The organism is Streptomyces sp. CC228A (assembly GCF_021390935.1).
Lineage (GTDB): Bacteria > Actinomycetota > Actinomycetes > Streptomycetales > Streptomycetaceae > Streptomyces.
The window spans coordinates 367,072-390,248 of sequence record NZ_JAJPUI010000002.1; the positions used below are offsets into that span (position 1 = coordinate 367,072).

Consider the following 23,177-nt stretch of genomic DNA (forward strand, 5'->3'; position numbering starts at 1 on the left):
CTTTGCCAACCCTTTAACTGGGGCCCTTCTCCGGGTCGCCCTCCTCCTCGGGGACCTGTCGGGTCCGCCGCGCCGCCGGTTACCGTCGGGGCGTGGCAACCTTCCGACTTCAAGGCAGCAGAGTGCTGGCCGTCGACCTGACCGGGGACGCCGTCAAGGCGAAGAACGGCTCGATGGTCGCGTACGAGGGCCAGATGGCGTTCAAGAAGATGACCGGCGGCGGTGAGGGCCTGCGCGGCATGGTCACCCGGCGGCTCACCGGCGAGCAGATGGAGGTCATGGAGGTGCGGGGGCAGGGCACCTGCTTCTTCGCCGACCGCGCCTCCGACATCACGGTCCTGGGCCTGCACGGGGACAAGCTGTGGGTCGAGGCCAGCAACCTGCTCTGCGCGGACGCGGCCCTGCGGACCGGCACCACCTTCACCGGGCTGCGCGGCGGCGCCTCCGGCAACGGGCTGTTCACCACCACGGTGGAGGGCTCCGGCCAGGTCGCGGTCATGTCCGACGGGCCGGCCGTGGTGCTCCGCGTCAGCCCGCAGTACCCGCTGTCGGTGGACCCGGGCGCGTACATCGCCCACCAGGGCAACCTCCAGCAGACGTTCCAGTCCGGTGTGACCTTCCGCACCTTCATGGGCGAGGGCGGCGGCGAGGCGTTCCAGATCCGCTTTGAGGGCGACGGGATCGTGTACGTGCAGCCCAGCGAGCGCAACACGGTCGGAGGCGACGTCTGATGCCGTTCCGGGAGATCAACTCCAAGATGGTGGAGGCCGTCCTCACGCCGGGGCAGCGGTTGTTCAGCCAGCGCGGCGCCATGCTGGCGTACCGCGGGGACGTCACTTTCACGCCGAACATCACCGGCGGCCAGGGCGGCGTGATGGCCATGATCGGCCGGCGCGTCGCCAACGAGGCGGCGCCGCTCATGACCGTCGAGGGCAGCGGCACGGTCCTGTTCGGGCACGGCGGCCACCACGTGCAGGTCATCCGGCTCACCGGGGACACGCTGTACGTCGAGGCGGACCGGCTGCTCGCCTTCGACGGCACCCTGGAGCAGGGCACCATGTTCATGGGCTCGCAGGGCGGCGTCATGGGCATGGTCCGCGGCCAGGTGACCGGGCAGGGCCTCTTCACCACCACGCTCAAGGGGCACGGGTCCGTGGCCGTCATGGCCCACGGCGGGGTGATCGAGCTGCCCATCGCCCCGGGGCGGCCGGTCCATGTGGACCCGCAGGCGTACGTCGCGCACCACGGCGACGTGCGGAACAAGCTCTCCACCGCGCTGGGCTGGCGCGACATGGTGGGGCGCGGCTCGGGCGAGGCGTTCCAGCTGGAGCTGAGCGGCAGTGGTGCGGTGTACGTCCAGGCCTCGGAGGAGAAGCTGTGAACGCGTCCGTCGTGTACGACCCGGTGTCGCTGCCGAGCGACGACAACGTCAACGCGTACACCTTCTGCGTGGAGCTCAAGGGCTCCCGGTGGTTCCTGCAGAAGGGCAAGATGATCGCCTACTACGGGAGCATCGCGTTCAACGGCGTGGGGCACGGGCCGCTGGAGCGGCTGGTGCGCGGCAGCTTCCACTCGCCGATGCACGCGAGTGACTGGGTGGTGGCGGAGGGCAGCGGGAAGATACTGCTCGCGGACCGGGCCTTCGACGTGAACTCCTTCGACCTGGAGGACGGCAACCTGACGATCCGGGCCGGGAACCTGCTGGCCTTCGAGCCGTCGCTGTCGCTGAAGCAGTCGATCGTGCCCGGGTTCCTGACGCTGATCGGCACGGGGAAGTTCGTGGCCGCCTCCAACGGCGAGGTGGTGTTCATGGAGCCGCCGATCCGGGCGGACCCGCAGGCGCTCGTGGGGTGGGCGGACTGCCCCTCGCCGTGCCACCACTACGACCACTCCTACCTGCGCGGCGTGATGGGCGGGGTGCGGGCGCTGACGGGGCTCGGCGGGGCCTCGGGCGAGGAGCACCAGTTCGAGTTCGTGGGCGCCGGGACGGTGCTGCTCCAGTCGACGGAGGCGCTGATGCCGGAGCAGGCCACGGGAACCGTGCCGCACGAGCCCGGCGTCCCCGGTGGCGGTGCGCACGGGGGACACGGGCACGGGCACGGTTCCGGCCACGGCCAGCACGGCTCCGTACCGCGCCTTCCCGGTCAGCTGGGGGACCTCCAGCGCCGCTTCGGGCTGTGAGCGGTAGTCTGCGGAGGGTGACGCGCTCGAACGTCTGCACTGCCGTGCGGGCGTACGGGGACGGGGGACGGGGAGCGGAGCAGGCGTCACCGCACGTCGTTCACTTCGTCCACATTTCAACTGTTTAGGTAGAATCCATCTATGGAGACCGAGACGGCCACCCCGTGGCTGACCGACGCGGAGCAGTGCGCCTGGCGCACGTACCTGGACGTCAACAGACTGCTGACGTACCAGCTGGAGAAGGACCTCCAGCCGTTCGGACTGACCAACAACGACTACGAGATCCTCGTGAACCTGTCGGAGTCCCCGGAGCGGCGGATGCGCATGAGCGACCTGGCGGCCGCCACGCTCCAGTCCAAGAGCCGCCTCTCGCACCAGATCACGCGTATGGAGAACGCGGGCCTGGTGCGCCGTGAGAACTGCGAGTCCGACCGGCGGGGGCTGTTCGCGGTCCTCACCGACCAGGGCATGGAGACCATGCACAAGGTGGCCCCGCACCACGTCGACTCCGTACGGCGCCACTTCATCGACCGGCTCTCACCCGAGGCGCTGAGCGCGATGCACGCCGCCCTCACGCCCGTCGCGGAGGAGCTGCGCGGCCTGCGCGGGAAGCCGTAGCCGCTCCCCCGCCGCCCCGCGCCGCCCCGCGGGGTGCCCGCCGTCCCGGTGAGGACCACGCCGACAGTCCCCCACAGGACCGCACCGCACACAGACGTCCGGCAGCCCCCGCCCCCTCGCGTCACGAGGGGCGGGGGCCGCCGTCGCGGCCGGGCGGGCGTCAGTTCCCGGTAAGGCCCGCCACGAGCTCGTCGGCCGCCGCGTACGGGTCGAGTCCGCCCGCCACGATGCGCTCCGCGAGCGCCTCCAGCCGGCGGTCGCCGTGCAGGTCGCCGATCCGCTCGCGCAGCGCGGTCACCGCGATGGTCTCCACCTCGTGCGCCGCGCGGGCCCTGCGCCGCGCGGCGAGGACGCCGTGCTCCTCCATCCAGGCGCGGTGCTTCTCCAGCGCCTCCACGACCTCGTCGACGCCCTCGCCCCGCGCGGCGACCGTCTTCACGATCGGCGGCCGCCAGTCGCCCGCGGCACGCGCCTCGCCGAGGCCCAGCATGTGGTTCAGCTCGCGGGCCGTGGCGTCGGCGCCGTCCCGGTCGGCCTTGTTCACCACGTACACGTCGCCGATCTCCAGGATGCCCGCCTTCGCCGCCTGGATGCCGTCGCCCATGCCGGGCGCCAGCAGGACGACGGAGGTGTCGGCCTGGGAGGCGATCTCCACCTCGGACTGGCCGACGCCGACCGTCTCCACGAGGATCACGTCGCAGCCCGCCGCGTCCAGCACGCGGATCGCCTGCGGGGCCGCCCACGCCAGGCCGCCCAGGTGGCCGCGGGTGGCCATGGAGCGGATGTACACGCCGGGGTCCGAGGCGTGCTCGGACATCCGGACCCGGTCGCCCAGCAGGGCGCCGCCCGAGAACGGCGAGGAGGGGTCCACGGCCAGGACGCCGACCCGCTTGCCCGCCTTCCGGTACGCGGTCACCAGCGCCGACGTCGACGTGGACTTGCCGACGCCGGGCGAGCCCGTGAGGCCCACCACGTACGCGCCGCCGGTGAGCGGGGCCAGCGTCGCCATCACCTCACGGAGCTGCGGGGACGCCCCCTCCACGAGCGAGATCAGCCGGGCCACGGCCCGCGGCCTGCCCTCCCGTGCCTGCGCCACCAGGGCGGGGACGTCCACCATCACGTACCAGAGCTCCTAACTTCCCGTACCGCGCCGACCGCGTGACCGCGGTGCCGTTGCCTGCGGCGCCGCGGGCCGCGGGCGCCGTACGCCCGGCGGTCCGCGGCGCCGCGTGCCCGTGTGCCTACTGCGCCGTGCCCGTCACTTCGACGAGGCGCCCGGCACCTTGACGATCAGCGCGTCGCCCTGGCCGCCGCCGCCGCACAGCGCGGCCGCGCCGACACCGCCGCCGCGCCGCTTCAGCTCCAGTGCCAGGTGCAGCACGATACGGGCCCCGGACATGCCGATCGGGTGGCCCAGGGCGATCGCACCGCCGTTCACGTTCACCTTTTCCGGGGATACCCCGAGGTCCTTCATTGACTGCACGGCCACGGCGGCGAACGCCTCGTTGATCTCGATCAGGTCGAGGTCCGCGACCTGGAGGCCCTCCTTCTTCAGGGCGTGGCGGATGGCGTTGGACGGCTGCGACTGCAGCGAGTTGTCCGGGCCCGCGACGTTGCCGTGGGCGCCGATCTCCGCGATCCACTCCAGGCCCAGCTCCTGCGCCTTGGCCTTGCTCATCACGACGACGGCCGCGGCGCCGTCGGAGATCTGCGAGGAGGTGCCCGCGGTGATCGTGCCGTCCTTGGCGAAGGCCGGGCGGAGCTTGCCGAGGGACTCGACGGTGGTCTCCGGGCGGATGCCCTCGTCCTTGGCGAAGACGACCGGGTCGCCCTTGCGCTGCGGGATCTCCACGGGGGTGATCTCGGCCTCGAAGAGGCCGTTCTTCTGCGCGGCCGCCGCCCGCTGGTGCGACAGGGCGGCGATCTCGTCCTGCTCGGGGCGGGCGATGCCCAGGCGGGTGTTGTGCTTCTCCGTGGACTCGCCCATGGCGATGCCCTCGAAGGAGTCGGTCAGGCCGTCGTGGGCCATGGCGTCCAGCATCTGGACGGCGCCGTACTTGAAGCCGTCGCGGGACTTCGGCAGCAGGTGCGGGGCGTTCGTCATGGACTCCTGGCCGCCGGCCACGACGATGTCGAACTCGCCGGCGCGGATCAGCTGGTCCGCGAGGGCGATGGCGTCCAGGCCGGACAGGCACACCTTGTTGATGGTGAGCGCCGGGACGTGCATCGGGATGCCGGCCTTGACGGCGGCCTGCCGGGCGGGGATCTGGCCGGCGCCCGCCTGGAGCACCTGGCCCATGATCACGTACTGCACCTGGTCGCCGCCGATGCCCGCCCGGTCCAGCGCGGCCTTGATGGCGAAGCCGCCGAGGTCGGCGCCGGAGAAGGACTTCAGGGAGCCGAGCAGCCGGCCCATGGGCGTACGGGCTCCAGCGACGATGACGGAGGTGGTACCGGTCGTTCCAGACATGAGGACGATCCCCTTCCAGCCTGGGGGGCTGCGGAGTGAACGAGGGTTTACCGTCAATGTACTGAGCGGTACCTGCCTCGGTCACCGGGCGGATGGTGTGACGGCGCGCACGTTGCGTAACCGCTCAATGGAGCGCTCCACTGGTCACATGCTCACGAGAATCGACCACATCGGGATCGCGTGCTTCGACCTCGACAAGACCGTCGAGTTCTACACAACGACCTACGGCTTCCAGGTGTTCCACACCGAGACCAACGAGGAGCAGGGCGTCCGCGAAGCCATGCTCAAGATCAACGAGACGTCGGACGGCGGCGCCTCCTACCTCCAGCTGCTGGAGCCCACCCGCGAGGACTCCACGGTCGCGAAGTGGCTGGCCAAGAACGGCGAGGGCGTCCACCACATCGCCTTCGGCACGGCCGACGTGGACGGCGATGCGGAGGCCGTCCGCGCCAAGGGCGTGCGGGTCCTGTACGACGAGCCGCGGCGCGGCTCGATGGGCTCGCGGATCACGTTCCTGCACCCCAAGGACTGCCACGGCGTGCTCACCGAGCTGGTCACGTCCGCCGGGTCCGCCTCCGGCTCCGCGGCTGAAGTCCCCTCAGCGGAGCACTGACCGCCCGATTCCCGGCCCGGTAGAGTGGGCGGCTCCGGGCCGGGGCCGGAGCGGGGCCGCGCCGCGGCACCGTCGCCGTCGGGTCGTCGCCAGGCGCCGAAAGGCGCCGCGGGGCGCCGATCTGACACCATTCCCCGGGGGGTCCGTTCGCCGGCGGACGGTACCCCTGCAAGGAGAGTTCGCGACCAGGGGACGGATGGGACCGCGCAGTGCGGGGCTACGAACGCCAGGAGAGCCACCGGGCTGACGACGACCACCTTTCGCGGTTCGAAGCCGAGATGGACCGGCTGAAGACCGAGCGGGAGAAGGCCGTCCAGCACGCCGAGGACCTCGGTTACCAGGTCGAGGTCTTGCGCGCCAAGCTCCACGAGGCACGGCGCACCATCGCGTCCCGCCCTGCCTACGTCGATCCGAACGAGGCCGGCTACCAGGCCGAGCAGATGCTGCGCACCGCCCAGGCGCAGGCCGAGCAGATGCGCTCGGACGCCGAGCGCGAACTGCGCGAGGCCCGCGCCCAGACGCAGCGCATACTCCAGGAGCACGCCGAGCACCAGGCCCGCCTCCAGGCCGAGTTGCACAACGAGGCGGTGCAGCGCCGCCAGCAGCTCGACCAGGAGCTCGCCGAGCGGCGGCAGACCGTCGAGGCGCACGTCAACGAGAACGTGGCGTGGGCGGAGCAGCTCCGCTCCCGCACCGAGCAGCAGGCCCGCCGGCTGCTTGAGGAGTCCCGCGCCGAGGCCGAGCAGGCCTTGGCCGCCGCCCGCGCGGAGGCCGCCCGGCTCGCCGAGGAGACCCGCCACCGGGTCGGCGCCGAGGCGGAGGCCGCCCGCGCCGAGGCCGAGGCGCTCCTGCTGCGCGCCCGCAAGGACGCCGAGCGGCTCCTGAACGCCGCGTCCGCCCAGGCCCAGGAGGCCACCAGCCACGCGGAGCAGGTCCGCACCGCCACCACGGCGGAGGCCGAGCAGGCGCGCCGGCAGGCCACCGAGCTCAGCCGGGGCGCCGAGCAGCGCATGCAGGAGGCCGAGGAGCGGCTGCGGGAGGCCCGCGCGGAGGCCGACAAGCTGGTCGCGGCCGCCACGGAGGACGCGGCCAAGCGCCTGGCGGCCGCCGACTCCGCGAACGAGCAGCGCAGCCGTACCGCCAAGGCGGAGATCGCCCGGCTCGTCGGCGAGGCGACCAAGGAGGCCGAGGCGCTCAAGGCGGAGGCCGAGCAGGCCCTCGCGGACGCCCGCGCCGAGGCCGACAAGCTGATCGCGACGGCCGCGGAGAAGGCCCGTACGAAGGCCGCCGAGGACTCCGCCGCCCAGCTCGCCCAGGCAGCCCGCAGCGCCGAGGAGATGCTCGGCAAGGCGTCCGAGGAGGCCCAGGCCACCACCCGCAAGGCGGGCGAGGAGGCCGAGCGGATCCGCCGGGAGGCGGAGGCGGAGGCGGACCGGCTGGTCAGCGAGGCCGCCGACACCGCCGAGCAGCTGCGCGGCGCCGCCAAGGACGACACCAAGGAGTACCGCGCCAAGACCGTCGAGCTCCAGGAGGAGGCGCGGCGGCTGCGCGGCGAGGCCGAGCAGCTGCGCGCCGAGGCCATCGCGGAGGGCGAGCGGATCCGGGCGGAGGCCCGCCGGGAGGTCGTCCAGCAGATCGAGGAGGCCGCGAAGAAGGCCGAGGAGCTCCTCACCAAGGCGAAGTCGGACGCCGACGAGCTGCGCACCGCCGCGAGCACCGACAGCGAGCGGGTCCGCGCCGAGGCCATCGAGCGGGCCGCCGCGCTGCGCCAGCAGGCCGACGAGGCCCTGGAGCGCACCCGCGGCGAGGCCGAGCAGCTGCGCGCGGACGCCGAAGAGCAGGCCGCGTCGGTGAAGGCGGCGGCCGAGGCCGCTGCCGCCGCGCTGCGGGAGGAGACCGAGCGGGGCATCACCGCCCGCCGGGAGGAGGCCGCCGAGGAGCTGGCGCGGCTCCAGTCGGAGGCCGAGGCGCGGCTCGTGTCGGCCGAGCAGACCCTGGCCGACGCCCGCGCGGAGGGCGAGCGGCTGCGCCGGGAGGCCGCCGAGGAGACCGAGCGGCTGCGCACCGAGTCCGCCGAGCGGCGCCGTGCGCTCCAGGAGGAGGCCGAGGCCGAGGCGCAGCGGCTGCGCACGGAGGCCGCGGCGGACGCGTCGGCGGCGCGCGCCGAGGCGGAGAACACGGCGGTACGGCTCCGGGCGGAGGCGTCCGCGGAGGCGGAGCGGCTCAAGGCGGAGGCGCAGGACGCCGCGGACCGGCTCCGCGCCGAGGCGCAGGCCGCCGCCGAGCGGCTGAAGACGGAGGCCGCGGAGGAGTTGGCGGCCGCGCAGGAGGAGGCCAACCGGCGCCGCCGGGAGGCCGAGGAGACGCTGGGCGCCGCGCGCGGCGAGGCGGACCAGGAGCGCCGCCGCGCCCGGGAGCAGAGCGAGGAGCTGCTGGCGTCGGCCCGCAAGCGGGTCGACGAGGCGCAGGCCGAGGCGCAGCGGCTGGTCGAGGAGGCCGAGCGGCGGGCCGCGGAGATGGTCGGCGCCGCCGAGCAGACCGCGCGCGAGGTGCGGGAGTCCGTCGCGGGCCTCCAGGAGCAGGCCGAGGAGGAGATCGCCGGGCTGCGGTCGGCGGCCGAGCACGCCGCGGAGCGCACCAGGACGGAGGCCCAGGAGGAGGCCGACCGGGTCCGCGGCGACGCGTACGAGGAGCGGGAGCGCGCCTCGGAGGACGCCACGCGGCTGCGGGACCGGGCGCGCGAGGAGTCCGACGCGGCGAAGGCGCTGGCCGAGCGGACCGTGCGGGAGGCGCTGGAGGAGGCCGAGAAGGCCAGGGCGGACGCGGCCGAGTACGGGCAGCGGGTGCGGACGGAGGCGTCCGACGCGCTGGCCTCCGCGGAGCAGGACGCGGCGCGCACCCGGCAGGAGGCCAGGGGCGACGCCAACCGCATCCGGTCGGAGGCGGCGGAGCAGGCGGACCGGCTCGTCACGGAGGCGTCCGCCGAGGCGGAGAAGCTGGTGTCCGACGCCACGGCCGAGGCCGAGCAGGTCAAGGCGGACGGCGAAGCCGAGGCCGAGCGCCTGCGCACCGCCGCCCGCGCCGACGGCGAACAGGTCCTCGACAAGGCCCGCGCCGAAGCCGACCGCCTCCTCGACGAGGCACGCAAGGACGCCGGCAAGCGCCGCTCCGACGCCGCCGCCCAGGCCGACGAACTCGTCACCAAGGCCGCCGCAGAAGCCGAACAGCTCACCGCCGAAGCCGCCGGGACGCTGGAGGAGGCCCGCGAGGAGGCCGCGCGGCTGCGCACCGAGGCCGAGCAGGTCAAGGCGGACGGCGAAGCCGAGGCCGAGCGCCTGCGCACCGCCGCCCGCGCCGACGGCGAACAGGTCCTCGACAAGGCCCGCGCCGAAGCCGACCGCCTCCTCGACGAGGCACGCAAGGACGCCGGCAAGCGCCGCTCCGACGCCGCCGCCCAGGCCGACGAACTCGTCACCAAGGCCGCCGCGGAAGCCGAACGGCTCACCGCCGAAGCCGCCGACCAGGCGGAGCGGCTGCGGGCCGAGGCCGCCGAGAAGGTCGGCGCGGCCCAGCAGGCTGCGGAGCGGATCCGCAGGGAGGCCGAGCAGCACCTCAAGGAGACCGAGAAGACGGCCGACCGGGTGCGGGCGGAGGCCCGCGCGGAAGCCGACCGGCTGCGGGACGAGGCGCGCGAGGACGCCGGCAAGCGGCGGGCGGACGCGGCCGAGCAGGCCGACCAGCTCGTGGCGAAGGCCCAGGAGGAGGCGCTGCGCGCCACCACCGACGCCGAGGCGCAGGCCGACACGATGGTCGGCGCGGCCCGCAAGGAGGCCGAGCGGATCGTGTCCGAGGCGACCATCGAGGGCAACGCCCTGGTGGAGAAGGCCCGCACGGACGCGGACGAGCTGCTGGTCGGTGCGCGCCGGGACGCCAACGCCATAAGGGAGCGCGTCGAGGAGCTGCGTACGCGCACCGAGTCGGAGATCGAGGAGCTGCACGAGCGGGCCCGGCAGGAGAGCGCCGAGCAGGCCCGCGTCGCGGGCGAGCGCGCCGACAAGCTGGTGAGGACGGCGGAGGAGAAGCTGGCGCAGGCCGAGGAGAAGGCCAAGGAGCTGGTGGCGGACGCCAATTCGGAGGCCAGCAAGGTCCGGATCGCCGCGGTGAAGAAGGCGGAGGGCCTGCTGAAGGAGGCCAATCAGAAGAAGACCGACGTCAACCGCGAGGCGCAGCAGATCAAGGAGGACGCCGAGCGGGAGGCGGACGCGCTGCTGGCGGCCGCGCGGCGCGAACTGGAGGTGCTGGAGCGGCGGCAGGAGGACATCAAGGGGGAGATCTCCCGTGTCCAGGCCGTGCTGGAGGCGTTGGAGAGTTTCGAGGCGCCCGCCGGAGGTGGCGGTGGCAAGGAGAGCGGCAGCAGCACCAAGGCGGCCGCCGGCGCCGGGGGTACCCGTACGGGTGGCAAGTCAAACGCCGGCTAAGCCACTCAAAAGGCTGGACATTCTCCCAATCAAACGGTCATCCGCTCGATGACACGCCGCTGCGGCCCCTAGGATTCCCCCTAACACCTCACCGGTCTCATTCGACAGGAACCCCATGAGCGACACTTCCTCCCCCTTCGGCTTCGAGCTCGTGCGGCGTGGTTACGACCGCGGTCAGGTGGACGACCGCATCAGCAAGCTCGTTGCCGACCGTGACAGTGCTCTGGCCCGTATCACAGCTCTGGAAAAGCGCATCGAGGAGCTGCACCTCGAAACGCAGAACGCACAGGCCCAGGTGAGCGAGGCCGAGCCGTCGTACGCCGGCCTCGGTGCCCGGGTCGAGAAGATCCTCCGGCTGGCCGAGGAGGAGGCGAAGGACCTGCGTGAGGAGGCGCGCCGCGCCGCCGAGCAGCACCGCGAGCTCGCCGAGGCCGCGGCCCAGCAGGTGCGCAACGACGCGGAGACGTTCGCCGCCGACCGCAAGGCGAAGGCCGAGGACGAGGGCGTACGGATCGTCGAGAAGGCGCAGGGCGAGGCGAACCAGCTGCGTGCCGAGGCGCAGAAGGACGCGCAGTCGAAGCGCGAGGAGGCGGACGCGCTCTTCGAGGAGACCCGGGCGAAGGCGGCGCAGGCGGCCGCCGACTTCGAGACGAACCTCGCGAAGCGGCGCGAGCAGTCGGAGCGCGACCTGGCGTCGCGTCAGGCGAAGGCCGAGAAGCGGCTCGCGGAGATCGAGCACCGGGCGGAGCAGCTGCGCCTGGAGGCCGAGAAGCTGCGTACCGACGCGGAGCGCCGGGCCCGCCAGACCGTGGAGACGGCGCAGCGGCAGGCCGAGGACATCGTGGCCGACGCGAACGCGAAGGCCGACCGGATCCGCAGCGAATCCGAGCGGGAGCTCGCGGCGCTGACGAACCGTCGCGACTCGATCAACGCCCAGCTGACCAACGTCCGCGAGATGCTGGCCACGCTGACGGGTGCGGCCGTCGCCGCCGCGAACGTGCCGGGCGACGACGAGGTCACCCGCGGGGTGCCCGCCCAGCAGTCCCGCTGAGGCACCGACACCTTGACCGGCGGGCCCGCGCCCGCCGCCCCGGACGCCGGAGGAGCTGACCGCAGCCCTCCGGCGTCCGCGCGTTCCCGGCCTCCCGGCCTCCCGGTGGCCCGGTGGCCCGGCACGCGCCGGTACGGGCGGGGCGGGCGTCCGTACGGGCGTGGCGGGCTGCCGGGCGGTCCGGGCATCCGCACGGGCGGCGAGCCCGGCCGGGCACACGTCCGGGCGGTCGGGGCGGCACACCCCGGTACGGGCGGGACGGGCCGGGGCCGTACGTGACGGCCGCCGGGCCCTGCATGGACGGCGGGCACGCGGGGCGTCCTCACCCCTGCGAGTGAGGCCGGACGCCGGTCGCCACCGCGCCGGTACGGGAGGGGCGCGCGCCGGTCGGCCGACGCTCCCTACGGGCGGCAGGCACGCGGGGGCGGTGCATGCGGAGGTCGCCGGCGCGGACCCGGGAGGGGTACGCGCCTCCATGCGCACGCGGAGCCGGGCCGGGACGCGCGGCGGCGACCAGGGCGGGGAGGATCAGGCGGCGCGGGCGGGCGGGAACGCGAGGCGGTGCCGGTCGAGGTCGGCTGGGCGCGGACCCGGGAGGGGTACGCGCCTCCATGCGCACGCGGAGCCGGACCGGGACGCGCGGCGGCGACCAGGGCGGGGAGGATCAGGCGGCGCGGGCGGGCGGGAACGCGAGGCGGTGCCGGTCGAGGTCGGCTGGGCGCGGACCCGCGAGGGGTACGCGCCTTCGTACGCACGCGGAGCCGGACCGGGAGGCAGGGGCCGGCCACGGCAGGGTGCGGACCGGGTGGGTCGGAGGGAAGTCGGGTCCGGGCATGGGTGGTGCGGACCACCCGCCGGGCGCTTGACGCGGTCCGGTGCTGCCTGGCCCGCGGGCGGCGCTGTCCTGGTCCGCGCGGGATGCCGTCCTGGCCCGCGGACGGCGCCGTCCTGGCCCGCGGACGGCGCCGTCCTGGTCCGCTGCCGGGGCCAGTCGGGGAGGCCGTACCGGGGTGGTCGGCGCGGCCCGTGGGGGCGGGGCGCGGCACAGGACCCGCGCCGGGCGGCCCGGCGGAGCGGCGGAGCGGCCGGCGCCCGTGCCGCGTCCGAGGGCCCGGGGAAGCCACCGGGCGCCCGGGGAAGCCGGGGCGGGCGTCCGCCCGGTGCGGCTCGCGCGGTGCCACCGGGCCGTCCGCGGCGGCGGGGCCCCGGAGTTCGGGTGTGCCCCCCGGTAGCGGCCGGTGCCCCGCCCCCGTAGCGTGGGTGCGTGATCGAGATCGAGGGTCTGACCAAACGCTTCGGCACGAAGACAGCCGTCGACGACCTCACCTTCACCGTCCGCCCGGGGGTCGTCACCGGCTTCCTCGGGCCGAACGGGGCGGGCAAGTCGACGACGATGCGCATGATGCTCGGCCTGGACGCGCCGACCAGCGGCACCGTGCGGATCGACGGGCGGCACTACCGGGAGCTCGACGAGCCCCTGAAGGACATCGGCGCGCTGCTCGACGCGAAGGCCGTGCACGGCGGCCGCAGCGCGTACCACCACCTGCTGTGCCTCGCGCAGTCGAACCGCATCCCCGAGCAGCGGGTCCGCGAGGTGCTGGACATCGTGGGACTGTCCTCCGTGGCGCGCAAGAAGGCCAAGAACTTCTCCATGGGCATGGGCCAGCGGCTGGGAATCGCGGCAGCGCTGCTCGGCGATCCGCGCATTCTCCTCTTCGACGAACCGGTCAATGGTCTGGACCCCGAGGGAATTCACTGGATCCGCAATCTCTTCAAAGCCCTCGCCGCCGAAGGCAGGACGATCTTCGTTTCCAGTCATCTGATGAGCGAAATGGCACTCACCGCCGATCACTTGGTGGTCATCGGACAAGGCAGACTGCTCGCGGACACGTCGATGGCGGATTTCATCGCCCGCAACTCCCGCAGTTACGTACGGCTCCGCTCCCCGCAGCGGGAGAGCCTGCTCGACGTGCTGCGGGCCGAGGGACTGGCCGCCGTGGAGGCGGACGGCGGGGCCCTGGAGATCGACGGGGCGACGACGGAGCGCATCGGGGAGCTCGCGGCGGAGCACGGCGTCGTGCTGCACGAGCTCAGCGCCCAGCACGCCTCCCTGGAGGAGGCGTTCATGAAGATGACCGCGGCGGCGGTCGAGTACCACGCACAGGACACCGCCCCGCAGCCCACCTGGGGCGCGGGCGTGAAGGGGGCTTGAGGGCAGTCATGGCATCCGTACCCGCGGTCCTCCGGTCGGAGTGGACCAAGATCCGCACGGTCTCCTCGACCGTGTGGACGCTGACCGGCGCGCTGCTCGTCACGGTGGCGATGGGCGCCGGCATCAGCCTGCTGATGAACGTGACCTTCGACCAGCTGTCCGAGGTCCAGCAGCTCACCTTCGACCCAACGGTGGTCAGCTTCTCCGGCATGGTGCTGGGCCAGCTGGCGATGGTGGTCTTCGGCGTGCTCGTGGTCGGCACGGAGTACAGCTCCGGCATGATCCGCACCTCCCTGGCGGCGGTGCCGCAGCGCGGCGCGTTCCTCTTCGGCAAGGTCGCCGTGGCGAGCGCCCTGGCCCTCGCGGTGGGCCTCGTCACCAGCTTCGTGTCGTTCTTCGTCGGGCAGGCCCTGCTGGGCGAGCACCGGACGACGATCGGCGCGGACCACGTGCTGCGCGCGGTGATCGGCGGCGGGCTCTACATGGGGCTCATCGCCGTGTTCTCGATGGGCGTGGCGGCGATGCTGCGCTCCCCGCTGCTGTCGATGGGCATCCTCGTGCCCTTCTTCTTCCTGGTGTCGCAGATCCTGGTGGCGGTGCCGAAGGTGCAGGATGTCGCGCGGTACTTCCCGGACCAGGCGGGCTCCGCGATCATGCAGGTGGTGCCCGGGGGCCTGGGGCAGGAGCCCTTGCCGTACGGTCCGTGGGGCGGACTGGGCATCATGGTGCTGTGGGTGGTCGCGGCGCTGGCGGGCGGCTACCTGGTGCTGAGGAAGCGGGACGCGTAGCCGTCCGCAGTCGGTTCGCCACCGGGCGTGTGGCGTGCGGGCCGTTTTCCGCATGAGGTGGAACCGTCAGGTGCGTACCCTGCTCTTACCTCCTACGGGTGACTTCACGGTGTCCCGCGACGCTGCTGCCCGTTGTCGTACCGACCTGTCGATAGGGCTGAAGAATGATCGAGGCAGTCGGCCTGACCAAGCGCTACGGCGCCAAGACCGCCGTCCAGGACCTCACCTTCCAGGTGCGGCCCGGTGCCGTCACGGGCTTCCTGGGGCCGAACGGCTCCGGCAAGTCGACGACCATGCGCATGATCCTCGGCCTCGACCGGCCCACCGCCGGCCGTGTCACGATCAACGGCCGCACCTTCCAGGAGCTGCCGAACGCGCCGCGGCACGTGGGCGCCCTGCTGGACGCCCGCGCCATGCACGGCGGCCGCACGGCGCGCAGCCACCTGCTGGCGCTCGCCCAGCTCTCCGGCATCCCGGCGCGGCGCGTGGACGAGGTGCTCGGCGTGGTCGGCCTGCAGGACGTGGCGCGGATGCGCACCAAGGGCTTCTCCCTCGGCATGGGGCAGCGGCTCGGTATCGCCGCGGCGCTGCTCGGCGACCCGCAGGTGCTGCTCTTCGACGAGCCGGTCAACGGCCTGGACCCCGAGGGCATCCTCTGGGTGCGGAACCTGATGAAGGCGCTGGCGGCCGAGGGCCGCACGGTCTTCGTCTCCTCGCACCTGATGAGTGAGATGGCGCTCACAGCGGAGCACCTGATCGTCATCGGCCGGGGCCGGCTGCTGGCCGACATGAGCGTCAGGGAGTTCATCGCGGTGAACTCGGCGGGCTTCGCCCGGGTCCGCACGCCGCATGACGCGCCGGAGCAGCGGGAGAAGCTGACCGCCGCGCTGACGGCAGCGGGCGGGTACGTCATGCCGGAGCGCGACGGCGCGCTGCGGGTGACGGGGCTGCCGCTGCCCCGCATCAGCGACCTGGCGCACGGGGCGGACGTCCGGCTCTGGGAGCTCTCCCCGCACCAGGCCTCCCTGGAGGAGGCGTACATGCGGATGACCCAGGCCGCGGTGGACTACCGGTCGACGGAGGACGAGCGCGCCGGCCTGATGCAGGAGCCGCTCCCCGGCATCGCGCCCGCGGAGCCGGCCGTGCCGGACATCCCCGTGGAGGGCTGGTACGCCCCGCCGCCGCCCGTCCCGCCGTCCGCGCAGCCCTCCCCGGCGGCCCGGAGCAGCACGCGGCGGCTCCCGCAGCCACCGGGGCAGCCGCCCCCGCGCCGGACGCGGTCGCGCAGGCGGACGCGGTCGCCGAGCCCGCGGCGGGCCCCGCCGCCGCGCCGTCCGTCGCCGGGGCCCCGGCCGACGCCACCCGTACGGCCACCGGCACGGCCGGCATCCCGTCCCCGGCCCGGCCGGTACAGCCGGCCCGACCGCTGGCAAGGCACCCACCGGCGCAGCCGGCGAGGCCGCCCCGGGCGGCCCGACCGGTACGCGCGGCCCTGCCGCCCGGCCGCAGCGGCTCCCTCCGCCGCCGCAGCGGACCCGCGCGTCGGCGGCGGGAGCGACTCGGGCTCCGCGGACGCCGCGGGCTCGGACGGCAAGCCGGGCAGCGCGGACGGTGCCCCGGCGGACCCCCGTACGGTCCACGGCACCGGGGCCGCAGCCCTGGCGGGCACCGGGCGGGCAGCGCCCGGGGCGGAGCCCGCCGCAGGGGAGGACGACGACCACCAGACGCCCGCTCACCGCCGTACCGAGGACGCCCGATGACCACCGCCGCCCCCTACACCTCGCCGATCCCCGTCCGCCCCGCCCGCCTCGGCGACGCGATCGCCGCCGAGTGGACCAAGATGCGGTCGCTCCGCTCCACGGTCTGGACGCTCGGGGTGATGACCGCCGTCGTCGTCGGTGTCGGCTTCCTGCTGGCCTTCGCGATCGGGCAGGTGCCCGAGGAGGGCCCCGACGGGGAGCTCGCCGGCAGCGGCGTCCTCGAACTCGGCATCGTCGGCATGCTGCTCGGCTCCGTCTGCGTCATCACCCTCGGCGTGCTGACCGTCACGTCCGAGTACGGCACCGGGCTGATCCGGGCGACGCTGACGGCCTGCCCCAGCCGGGGCCGCATCCTGGCGGCGAAGTCGATCGTCTTCTTCGCCGTGGTCTTCACGATCACCGCCGCCGTCTCCGCGGCCAGTGCCGCCGTGCAGACGGCCATGCTCCCCGGGGCCGGCAGCTCGACCGTGGAGCACTGGCTGCGTGCGACGGTCGGCGTGGGCCTGTTCATGGCGCTGCTGGGGCTGCTGTCGCTGGCCGTGGGGACGCTGCTGCGGCACTCCGCGGGCGCCATCACCACCATGATCGGCGTGGTGCTGCTGCCGTTCGTGCTGGCCATAGGGCTCTACGCGGAGTCGCTCGCGGAGCTGCGCACCTGGCTCGTGCAGTACTCGATCCCCAGCCAGCTGGCGGTCCTCTACAGCGGCCAGGCCGACTACACGGGCACGCCTTCCGGTTGGGACCCGCTGTGGATCATGGCCGGGGTGACCGCGGTCGCGCTCGCCGGGGCGTACGCGGCGCTCACCACGCGGGACGTGTAGCCGCCGGCGTCAGTGGCGGGGCGCGCTGCGGGACCGCTGCACCTTCGCGGTGCGGCGGTCCTTCGCGTTCCAGCACGCCTTGTGCCAGTGCCGCCGGTCGTCCACGCCGCCGTACTCGGGCCAGGCGACCACGTGCGCCACGGAGGGCGGGATCTCCTGGTCGCAGCCGGGGCAGCGGTAGTGCTTCCCCGCCGTGCCGGCGCCCGCCACGTGCCGCACGGACCACTCCTCGCCCTGCCAGGTCTCGGTCCGCTGGAAGCCGCCGTACCGGTCGCCCGGCTCGCCGCCGGTCGCGCTGGGCGGCTGTCCGCCCCTCTTGGGGTACCGGTTGCGGCGCGGGGACACGGTGAACACCTCACAGGATGCCGGCGGGCGGGGACGGTCGTGCGTCAGACGTCCAGCGTACGGGGAGCGCACCGGACCTTCCGCACCCCGCTGCGGTCGTCGGCCGTTCGCAGCGGTGACCGTTCTGATGTGCGATCACCCCCTCCCCCAGGGGTGCTTAGCGGAAAATCGGAAGAACCCGCCGTGGAGCCGTTGCCTTTGGCACGTGTCATGCGTTGGTGCCCGTGAGGCAGCCGCGTGGGCCGTCAAGGAGGCAGTAGGCGATGCGCGTGGGAACTTTTGTACTGGCGGCGCAATTCCCCGGCCAGGGGCACAGCGAGGCGCTGCACCGCGCGGTGCGCTCCGCCGAGGTGGCGGAGGAGGCCGGGCTCGACTCGGTGTGGCTGGCGGAGCACCACTTCGTGCCGTACGGCACGTGCCCCTCGGCCGTCACGCTGGCCGCGCTGCTGCTGGGCCGCACCCGCCGCATCCGGGTCGGCACGGCGGTCAGCGTGCTGCCGACCGGGCACCCGGTGGCGCTCGCGGAGCAGGCGGCGCTGCTGCACATCGCGTCGGGGGGCCGGTTCACCCTGGGCGTGGGGCGCGGCGGCCCGTGGGTGGACCTGGAGGTCTTCGGCGCCGGGCTCGACGCGTACGAGAAGGACTTCCCCGAGGCGCTCGATCTGCTGCTGCGCTGGCAGCGGCAGGGCCGGGTGTCGGCGGACGGCCCGCGGTACCGGTTCCGCGAGGTCGCCGTCGTGCCGCGGCCGGACGAGCTCGTGGACGGCTCCGAGGCACCCGAGACGGTCCTCGCCTGCACGTCGCCGGCGAGCGTGAAGCTGGCCGCCGCCCGCGGTCTGCCGATGCTGCTGGGCATGCACTGCGGCGACGACGTCAAGGCGGACATGACCGCGCTGTGGCGGTCGGAGGCGCTTGCCGCGGGCCACCCGCCCGAGGAGGTGGCGCGGATCGCGGACCTGCACGTGTCGGCGGGAGTCGCCCAGATCGCGGACCACACGGCGGACGCGCGGGAGCTGCTGCTGAAGACGATGCCCGGCTGGCTGCGGCGGGGCCTGGACGCGCATGTCACGGTCGACGGCCGGGCGCGCGCGATGCGGGATCCGCTGGCGTACACGGAACTGCTGTGCCGGCTGCACCCGGTGGGCACCCCGCGGCTGGCCGCGGACCGGCTGGCCGCGACGGCGGAGCGCACGGGCATCCGGCGGTTCGCGCTGCTGGTGGAGGGGTCGGGCCTGGTGGCGGCCACGGAGGAGAACGTACGGCGGCTGGCCTCCGACGTCCTGCCGCTCCTGCAATGAGCCCACACGGGGCTGCCGTCCGGCCCAGGCGGCGGCGGTCCCGGCTGCTGCCGCCCCTGCGCCGGTCACGCCCGGCGCCGGTCGCACCGTCGGGGGTCGCGGAGCGGCAACACGCGGACGCGGCGTCAGCAGTCCCGGAGCTCCGGGGACTGGTTCAGCAGCTGGGCCCGCACGGACGTGAACCGGGCGAGCCTCTCGTCGACCGACGGGTCCAGCGGGAACACCGCCACGCGGTGGCAGTTCTGGAACGCGAGCCGCACGCCGAAGTGGCGCTGCAGCGCCCCGCGGATCGCGTCACTCGCCAGGGCGCGCAGGAGCTGCCCCCGCGCCTGCTCGTCCGGCGGCGGCGTCCGGTTGTCGGCGAACGCACCCCCGTCCACCTGCAGCCTGGCCACCAGAGAACTGATCATCTCCCACGCATACGGCAGGGAGGTCCGGACGCAGTCGACGAATTCGGCTTCGTCGACCTCGCCTCGCTCGGCCTGTTCCAACAGAGCCGGTGAGACGTCGAGCGACATGGGTTCTCCTCTCGCGACCCCGTGGCGAACGGGGCCTTACGGGCAGGGAAAAGAGGCCCCCCGTACGCACGGAGCGTGCACGAGTGACGACCTCCCGCGTCCACGTTATGCGTGCTGTCCGGGCCGCACCAGGAGATTGGGACACAACAGGCCACGGATCCGCGCACCTTGGCGGCCGTGCGGTGGGAGCGCTCCGCCGTGCCGGGTGGAATCGCGCGGAGGCGGCCGTGTCGAGTAGCGTTGCGGACCATGCGTCTCGTCATCGCCCGCTGCTCCGTCGACTACGCCGGCAGGCTCACCGCCCATCTGCCCTCCGCCCCCCGACTGATTCTCGTCAAGGCGGACGGCAGCGTGTCGATCCACGCTGACGACCGGGCGTACAAGCCTCTGAACTGGATGTCGCCGCCGTGCACCCTCAAGGAGGGGGACGGGGAGACCGAGGGCGTGTGGACCGTGGTGAACAAGGCCGGGGAGAAGCTGATCATCACGATGGAGGAGGTCCTCCACGACTCCTCCCACGAGCTGGGCGTGGACCCGGGCCTGATCAAGGATGGCGTGGAAGCGCACCTCCAGGAGCTGCTGGCCGATCGGATCGAGACACTCGGTGAGGGCTACACCCTGATCCGCCGCGAGTACCCGACGGCCATCGGCCCGGTCGACATCCTGTGCCGGGACGCGGACGGCTCCACCGTGGCGGTGGAGATCAAGCGGCGCGGCGAGATCGACGGCGTGGAGCAGCTCACGCGCTACCTGGAGCTGCTGAACCGGGACCCGCACCTGGCGCCGGTGCGCGGCGTGTTCGCCGCGCAGGAGATCAAGCCCCAGGCCCGGGTGCTGGCCACGGACCGCGGGATCGGCTGCGTGGTCCTGGACTACGACGCCCTGCGCGGCATCGAGGACGACAAGCTCCGCCTCTTCTGACCGGACGGCACGGGCTCGCGGCCCGACGGGTACGGGCGCGGGCAGCGCGCGCATACGGCCCCGGGAGGCATCCGCCTCCCGGGGCCGTTCGCTGTTCAGGACCCCGGTCGCCGTTCAGGCCGGTCGGCGCCGGGGCGTGCGCGCGGCCGCGGCCGGGTCAGGCAGGCGTGCCGGTGGTCCCGGTGTCCCCGGTGGCACCCCCGCCGGACGTGGTGAGACCGCTCGCGGTGGGCTCCTCGCCGCCGGTGCTGCCGTCCGTGTCTCCGTCCCCGCCGGTGGTGGTGCCGTCCGTGGTGGTGCCGCCCGTCGTGTCCGTGCCGCCCGAGTCGGTCGACCCGGTGGTGGTACCGCCCGTGGTGTCCGTACCGCCCGAGTCGGTCGACCCGGTCGTGGTGCCGCCGCTGTCCCCCGTCCCGCCGGTGGTGGTGGTGCCGTCGGTGGTGCCGCCGGTCGTGGTGTCCGTACCGCCTGAGCCGGTCGTCCCGGATGTGGGGCTTCCGGTGGACGACGAGCTGCTGCCGCTCGGGGACGGCGACGACGAGCCTCCCGTGGTCGAGGACCCGCCGCCGCTGGGCGTGGTGCCGGACTCGCCGCCGGACGGGCTCTCCGAGCCGGACGACGACGGGCCGTCGCCCGCCGATCCGGTGGCGCCGGGCCGCACGGGGGTGCCCGGCGTCCCGTCCCCGGCCCCGGTGCCGCCCGTGGTGCCCGCGCCGGGCGTGGCGCCGCCCGTCCCGCCGGAGCCGCCGGTCGTGCCGTCCGCGCCCGGGGCGTCGTCGCCGGAGCCGCCGGAGGTGGCGGAGCCGTCGCCGCCGATGCCGTCGCCGCCGCCCGTCGAGTGGTCGGTGGTGACCGTACGGTCGCCGGCGCCGCCCGTGTCACCGCCGTCGCCGGAGGTGGCGCCCAGGGTCACGACGGTGCCGAGGACCGCCGCGAGGAGCGCGCCCGCGCCGGCCGCCACGAGGTTGCGGCGGGCGCCGGTCAGCAGGCTGCCCCGCAGCCGCGCGAGCGGTCCGCCCGGAGCGGCGGCGGCCCGGCCCGGCGCCGCCCGGAGCCGTGCGCGGTGGCGGCGACGTGGGTGTCGTACGGCAGCGTGTGCGCGGGGACGGTGTCCCCCGGTGCGTCTGCGCCGTCGGCGCCGTGAGCGCCGACCGGGCCCGCGGCCGGGGTGCCGGCGGCGGGGGTGCGCCCGGGGTGGGCCGCGGGCGCGCCGCCGCCGGTGCGGGTGGCGCCGCCCTTCCGCAGGGCCGGGGCGTCGGCGTGCGGGACGGGTCCGGAGGCGAGGAAGTCCTCCCCGCGGTGCCGGCCGCCGCCGGGCGGCCCCGTTCGCGGTCGGCGACGAGCGCCAGCGCCCGGCGGCCGGCGACCGTGCCGCGCTTGTCGGCGAGCGCGCCGCGCATGCCGATGGACGCCTCCAGTTCGGCGCGGGCCCGGTCGAGGTTGCCGGCGCACAGCGCGAGGACGCCGAGCTCGTGGTGGAAGTACGCCTCCTCCGCGACCTCGCCCGCGGCCCGGGCGGCGCCCTGCCCGCCGCGCAGCGCGCGCTCCCAGGCGCCCCAGTGGAGCCCGGCGGAGAAGGCGGGGGCCGCGCTGCGGGCGAGCAGTACGGCCGCGCTGGCGTGCCCTGCCTCCTGGCTGGCGGCGAGCGCGGTGAGCGCGGCCAGCAGGGCGTCGGCCTGGGCGGTGACCCGTTCGGGGGCGACCGAGGGTGGCCGGCCCACCAGGCGTAGTGCTGGGCGGCGGTGTGGGCACGCGCCAGTGCGCCGTCGGCGTAGCCGCGTTCGGTGAGCTGCTCGGCGATGCCGGCGGCCAGCCGGTAGCGCGGGCCCACGGGGGTGAGCAGCCCGCAGGCGAGGAGTTCGCCGACCGCGGCGTCGGCGTGGGTGTCGCCGACCAGGGCGGGCAGGTGGGCCTGGTGCGGGACCTCCCCGCCGAGCGCCACCGCGAACCGCAGGGTCTCCCGGGCGGCTTCGGAGAGCCGCGATGCCAGCAGCGCCGCGGGGGCGGCCGCTTCGCCGAGGCCGGGCAGGGGTGTCACGCGGTCGTCGGCGAAGACGCTGGCGTCGGTGTCCTCGCCGGACTCGCCGTCCTCGTCTTCGGTGTCCTCGCCGTCCGGGGCGGAGGAGAGCGCCTCGCGCTGGGCGTCGCGCTGCCGCAGGAGCGCGGCGGCCTGGACGAAGCGCAGGGGAAGGCCCTCGGACTCGAACCACAGGTCGCCGGCCCAGTTGGCCTCCTCGTCGGTGAGCTCGCGGCCGACGGCGTCTTCGAGGAGTTCGAGGGTGGCGGTGCGGTCCAGGCCGGTGAGGAAGACCTCTTCGATGTCCGCGCCGGACGAGGGGGCCGGGGTGGCGGGGGTGGCGGCGAGGAGGAAGGCGCACTCGGGGGCGGCGTCGAGCAGCTCGTCGAGGGCGGCGCCGCCGAACTCCAGGTCGTCGACGAGCACGACGGCACCGACGTCACGCACGAGGGCGAGCAGGCCGGCGCGGTCGGGGCGGTGGTCCGGCGCGTGGTGGACGGCGGCGAACAGCTCGTACAGCAGCTCGGTCGGGGTCCTGCGGTGGCCGGACAGGCGTATGACCCCGTCGGGTGCGAGGCCGGCGCAGTCGGCGGCGACGGCGTCGAGGAGCCGGCTGCGGCCGGCGCCGTGCGGGCCGGTGAGGCGCACGGAGCGGCCGCGGGTGAGGAGGCGCACGAGCCGGTCGTGCTGCTCGTCCCGCTCCAGCAGCGGCAGGTCGGGGGCGGCGGGGCCCGCGGGGACGGGCGGCGCGGCGGCGCGGTCGCGCTCGGCGCGCTGCTCGGCGGTGCGCCGGCCGGGGGTGCCGGGCTGGCGGCCGGGCGGGCAGGGCTCGATCTCGCTGCCGTCGACGGGGTTGACGGTGAGGAGGAAGTCGCCGGAGACGAGCTGGGCGGTCCGCGCCGGTGCGGGGCTGCCGCCCGCGGCGAGCGGGGGCAGGTCGTCGCGGGAGGCGCGGGCGCGGGAGGTGTCGGCGCCGGTGTCGTCGGCGTCGTCGGTCGTGCGGTGGCCGTGCTCGTCCGGCCGCCGGTTCATCGGGTCCATGGGTGGTTGCCCCCAAAAGCGTCGTGCGGCGAAGCCCCTCCCGGC

General features: G+C 74.6%; 18 protein-coding genes. 13 read left to right on the forward strand and 5 right to left on the reverse strand.

From position 1 onward, the window contains the following. The first annotated feature begins 92 nt into the window (after positions 1-92). The 4 genes from L6E17_RS07045 to L6E17_RS07060 all read left to right on the forward strand — a co-directional run bounded on the left by L6E17_RS07045 (position 93) and on the right by L6E17_RS07060 (position 2,799). A complete protein-coding gene (locus L6E17_RS07045) occupies positions 93-731 on the forward strand; it encodes an AIM24 family protein (protein ID WP_236239908.1) in 639 nt (212 codons plus the stop codon). Further along, positions 731-1,381 carry an AIM24 family protein gene (locus L6E17_RS07050; protein ID WP_236239909.1) on the forward strand — a complete coding sequence of 217 codons (651 nt, stop codon included), beginning with the start codon at positions 731-733 and terminating at the stop codon, positions 1,379-1,381. Before L6E17_RS07045 ends, L6E17_RS07050 begins: the two co-directional genes overlap by 1 nt. Further along, positions 1,378-2,181, forward strand: a complete 804-nt coding sequence (locus tag L6E17_RS07055) for an AIM24 family protein (RefSeq protein WP_236239910.1) — start codon at positions 1,378-1,380, stop codon at positions 2,179-2,181. The genes L6E17_RS07050 and L6E17_RS07055 overlap by 4 nt, the downstream gene beginning before the upstream one ends. A gap of 141 nt (positions 2,182-2,322) precedes the next feature. After that, positions 2,323-2,799, forward strand: coding sequence for a MarR family winged helix-turn-helix transcriptional regulator (locus L6E17_RS07060; protein WP_236239911.1), 477 nt, complete (start codon positions 2,323-2,325; stop codon positions 2,797-2,799). Between the two features lie 160 nt (positions 2,800-2,959). Here L6E17_RS07060 and meaB read toward each other — a convergent pair whose 3' ends face one another. Both meaB and L6E17_RS07070 read right to left on the reverse strand, forming a co-directional pair. Next, positions 2,960-3,916, reverse strand: coding sequence for a methylmalonyl Co-A mutase-associated GTPase MeaB (gene meaB / locus L6E17_RS07065; RefSeq protein ID WP_236239912.1), 957 nt, complete (start codon positions 3,914-3,916; stop codon positions 2,960-2,962). Between the two features lie 141 nt (positions 3,917-4,057). After that, positions 4,058-5,269 carry an acetyl-CoA C-acetyltransferase gene (locus L6E17_RS07070; RefSeq protein ID WP_236239913.1) on the reverse strand — a complete coding sequence of 404 codons (1,212 nt, stop codon included), beginning with the start codon at positions 5,267-5,269 and terminating at the stop codon, positions 4,058-4,060. A gap of 148 nt (positions 5,270-5,417) precedes the next feature. Here L6E17_RS07070 and mce point away from each other — a divergent pair, with 148 nt between their 5' ends. From mce to L6E17_RS07105, 7 genes are all read left to right on the forward strand, one after another. Continuing rightward, positions 5,418-5,882: a methylmalonyl-CoA epimerase gene (mce, locus tag L6E17_RS07075; RefSeq protein WP_236239914.1), complete on the forward strand. Its 465-nt coding sequence runs from the start codon at positions 5,418-5,420 to the stop codon at positions 5,880-5,882. 209 nt (positions 5,883-6,091) lie between these two features. After that, complete coding sequence (gene scy, locus L6E17_RS07080; RefSeq protein WP_236239915.1) at positions 6,092-10,360, forward strand: polarized growth protein Scy; 4,269 nt, start codon at positions 6,092-6,094, stop codon at positions 10,358-10,360. Between the two features lie 115 nt (positions 10,361-10,475). Beyond that, positions 10,476-11,411, forward strand: coding sequence for a cellulose-binding protein (locus L6E17_RS07085; RefSeq protein ID WP_071264046.1), 936 nt, complete (start codon positions 10,476-10,478; stop codon positions 11,409-11,411). Positions 11,412-12,675: 1,264 nt separating this feature from the next. Next, positions 12,676-13,623, forward strand: a complete 948-nt coding sequence (locus L6E17_RS07090; RefSeq protein WP_236239916.1) for an ABC transporter ATP-binding protein — start codon at positions 12,676-12,678, stop codon at positions 13,621-13,623. 8 nt (positions 13,624-13,631) lie between these two features. Beyond that, positions 13,632-14,411 (forward strand): ABC transporter permease subunit, encoded by a 780-nt coding sequence (locus L6E17_RS07095; RefSeq protein ID WP_236239917.1) that lies wholly within the window; start codon positions 13,632-13,634, stop codon positions 14,409-14,411. A 164-nt stretch (positions 14,412-14,575) separates the two neighbouring features. Then, complete coding sequence (locus L6E17_RS07100) at positions 14,576-16,171, forward strand: ABC transporter ATP-binding protein (protein ID WP_236239918.1); 1,596 nt, start codon at positions 14,576-14,578, stop codon at positions 16,169-16,171. Beyond that, positions 16,168-16,992, forward strand: a complete 825-nt coding sequence (locus tag L6E17_RS07105) for an ABC transporter permease (RefSeq protein ID WP_236239919.1) — start codon at positions 16,168-16,170, stop codon at positions 16,990-16,992. The genes L6E17_RS07100 and L6E17_RS07105 overlap by 4 nt, the downstream gene beginning before the upstream one ends. 9 nt (positions 16,993-17,001) lie before the next feature. Here L6E17_RS07105 and L6E17_RS07110 read toward each other — a convergent pair whose 3' ends face one another. Next, positions 17,002-17,337, reverse strand: coding sequence for an ATP/GTP-binding protein (locus L6E17_RS07110; protein ID WP_236239920.1), 336 nt, complete (start codon positions 17,335-17,337; stop codon positions 17,002-17,004). Positions 17,338-17,600: 263 nt separating this feature from the next. On the opposite strand from L6E17_RS07110, the gene L6E17_RS07115 reads away from it, so the two are divergent. After that, complete coding sequence (locus tag L6E17_RS07115) at positions 17,601-18,635, forward strand: LLM class flavin-dependent oxidoreductase (RefSeq protein WP_236239921.1); 1,035 nt, start codon at positions 17,601-17,603, stop codon at positions 18,633-18,635. A gap of 125 nt (positions 18,636-18,760) precedes the next feature. Here the strand turns inward: L6E17_RS07115 and L6E17_RS07120 are convergent, their stop codons facing one another. After that, a complete protein-coding gene (locus tag L6E17_RS07120) occupies positions 18,761-19,153 on the reverse strand; it encodes an SCO5389 family protein (protein WP_236239922.1) in 393 nt (130 codons plus the stop codon). 249 nt (positions 19,154-19,402) lie between these two features. Here L6E17_RS07120 and nucS point away from each other — a divergent pair, with 249 nt between their 5' ends. Next, the gene (gene nucS, locus L6E17_RS07125) at positions 19,403-20,074 is read left to right on the forward strand and encodes an endonuclease NucS (RefSeq protein ID WP_236239923.1); all 672 of its coding nucleotides are present in this window, start codon (positions 19,403-19,405) and stop codon (positions 20,072-20,074) included. A 157-nt stretch (positions 20,075-20,231) separates the two neighbouring features. Here nucS and L6E17_RS07130 read toward each other — a convergent pair whose 3' ends face one another. Next, positions 20,232-23,132: an ATP-binding protein gene (locus L6E17_RS07130; RefSeq protein WP_374109010.1), complete on the reverse strand. Its 2,901-nt coding sequence runs from the start codon at positions 23,130-23,132 to the stop codon at positions 20,232-20,234. Between the last annotated feature and the right edge of the window lie 45 nt (positions 23,133-23,177).

Bases quoted from the DNA above. Each gene is read 5' to 3' on its own strand.
- mce (WP_236239914.1), top strand. From the start codon at position 5,418: ATGCTCACGAGAATCGACCACATCGGGATCGCGTGCTTCGACCTCGAC.
- L6E17_RS07100 (WP_236239918.1), top strand. From the start codon at position 14,576: ATGATCGAGGCAGTCGGCCTGACCAAGCGCTACGGCGCCAAGACCGCC.
- L6E17_RS07130 (WP_374109010.1), bottom strand. From the start codon at position 23,132: ATGGACCCGATGAACCGGCGGCCGGACGAGCACGGCCACCGCACGACC.
- L6E17_RS07060 (WP_236239911.1), top strand. From the start codon at position 2,323: ATGGAGACCGAGACGGCCACCCCGTGGCTGACCGACGCGGAGCAGTGC.
- nucS (WP_236239923.1), top strand. From the start codon at position 19,403: ATGCGTCTCGTCATCGCCCGCTGCTCCGTCGACTACGCCGGCAGGCTC.
- L6E17_RS07085 (WP_071264046.1), top strand. From the start codon at position 10,476: ATGAGCGACACTTCCTCCCCCTTCGGCTTCGAGCTCGTGCGGCGTGGT.
- L6E17_RS07095 (WP_236239917.1), top strand. From the start codon at position 13,632: ATGGCATCCGTACCCGCGGTCCTCCGGTCGGAGTGGACCAAGATCCGC.
- L6E17_RS07070 (WP_236239913.1), bottom strand. From the start codon at position 5,269: ATGTCTGGAACGACCGGTACCACCTCCGTCATCGTCGCTGGAGCCCGT.
- L6E17_RS07105 (WP_236239919.1), top strand. From the start codon at position 16,168: ATGACCACCGCCGCCCCCTACACCTCGCCGATCCCCGTCCGCCCCGCC.
- L6E17_RS07120 (WP_236239922.1), bottom strand. From the start codon at position 19,153: ATGTCGCTCGACGTCTCACCGGCTCTGTTGGAACAGGCCGAGCGAGGC.
- meaB (WP_236239912.1), bottom strand. From the start codon at position 3,916: ATGGTGGACGTCCCCGCCCTGGTGGCGCAGGCACGGGAGGGCAGGCCG.
- L6E17_RS07050 (WP_236239909.1), top strand. From the start codon at position 731: ATGCCGTTCCGGGAGATCAACTCCAAGATGGTGGAGGCCGTCCTCACG.
- L6E17_RS07115 (WP_236239921.1), top strand. From the start codon at position 17,601: ATGCGCGTGGGAACTTTTGTACTGGCGGCGCAATTCCCCGGCCAGGGG.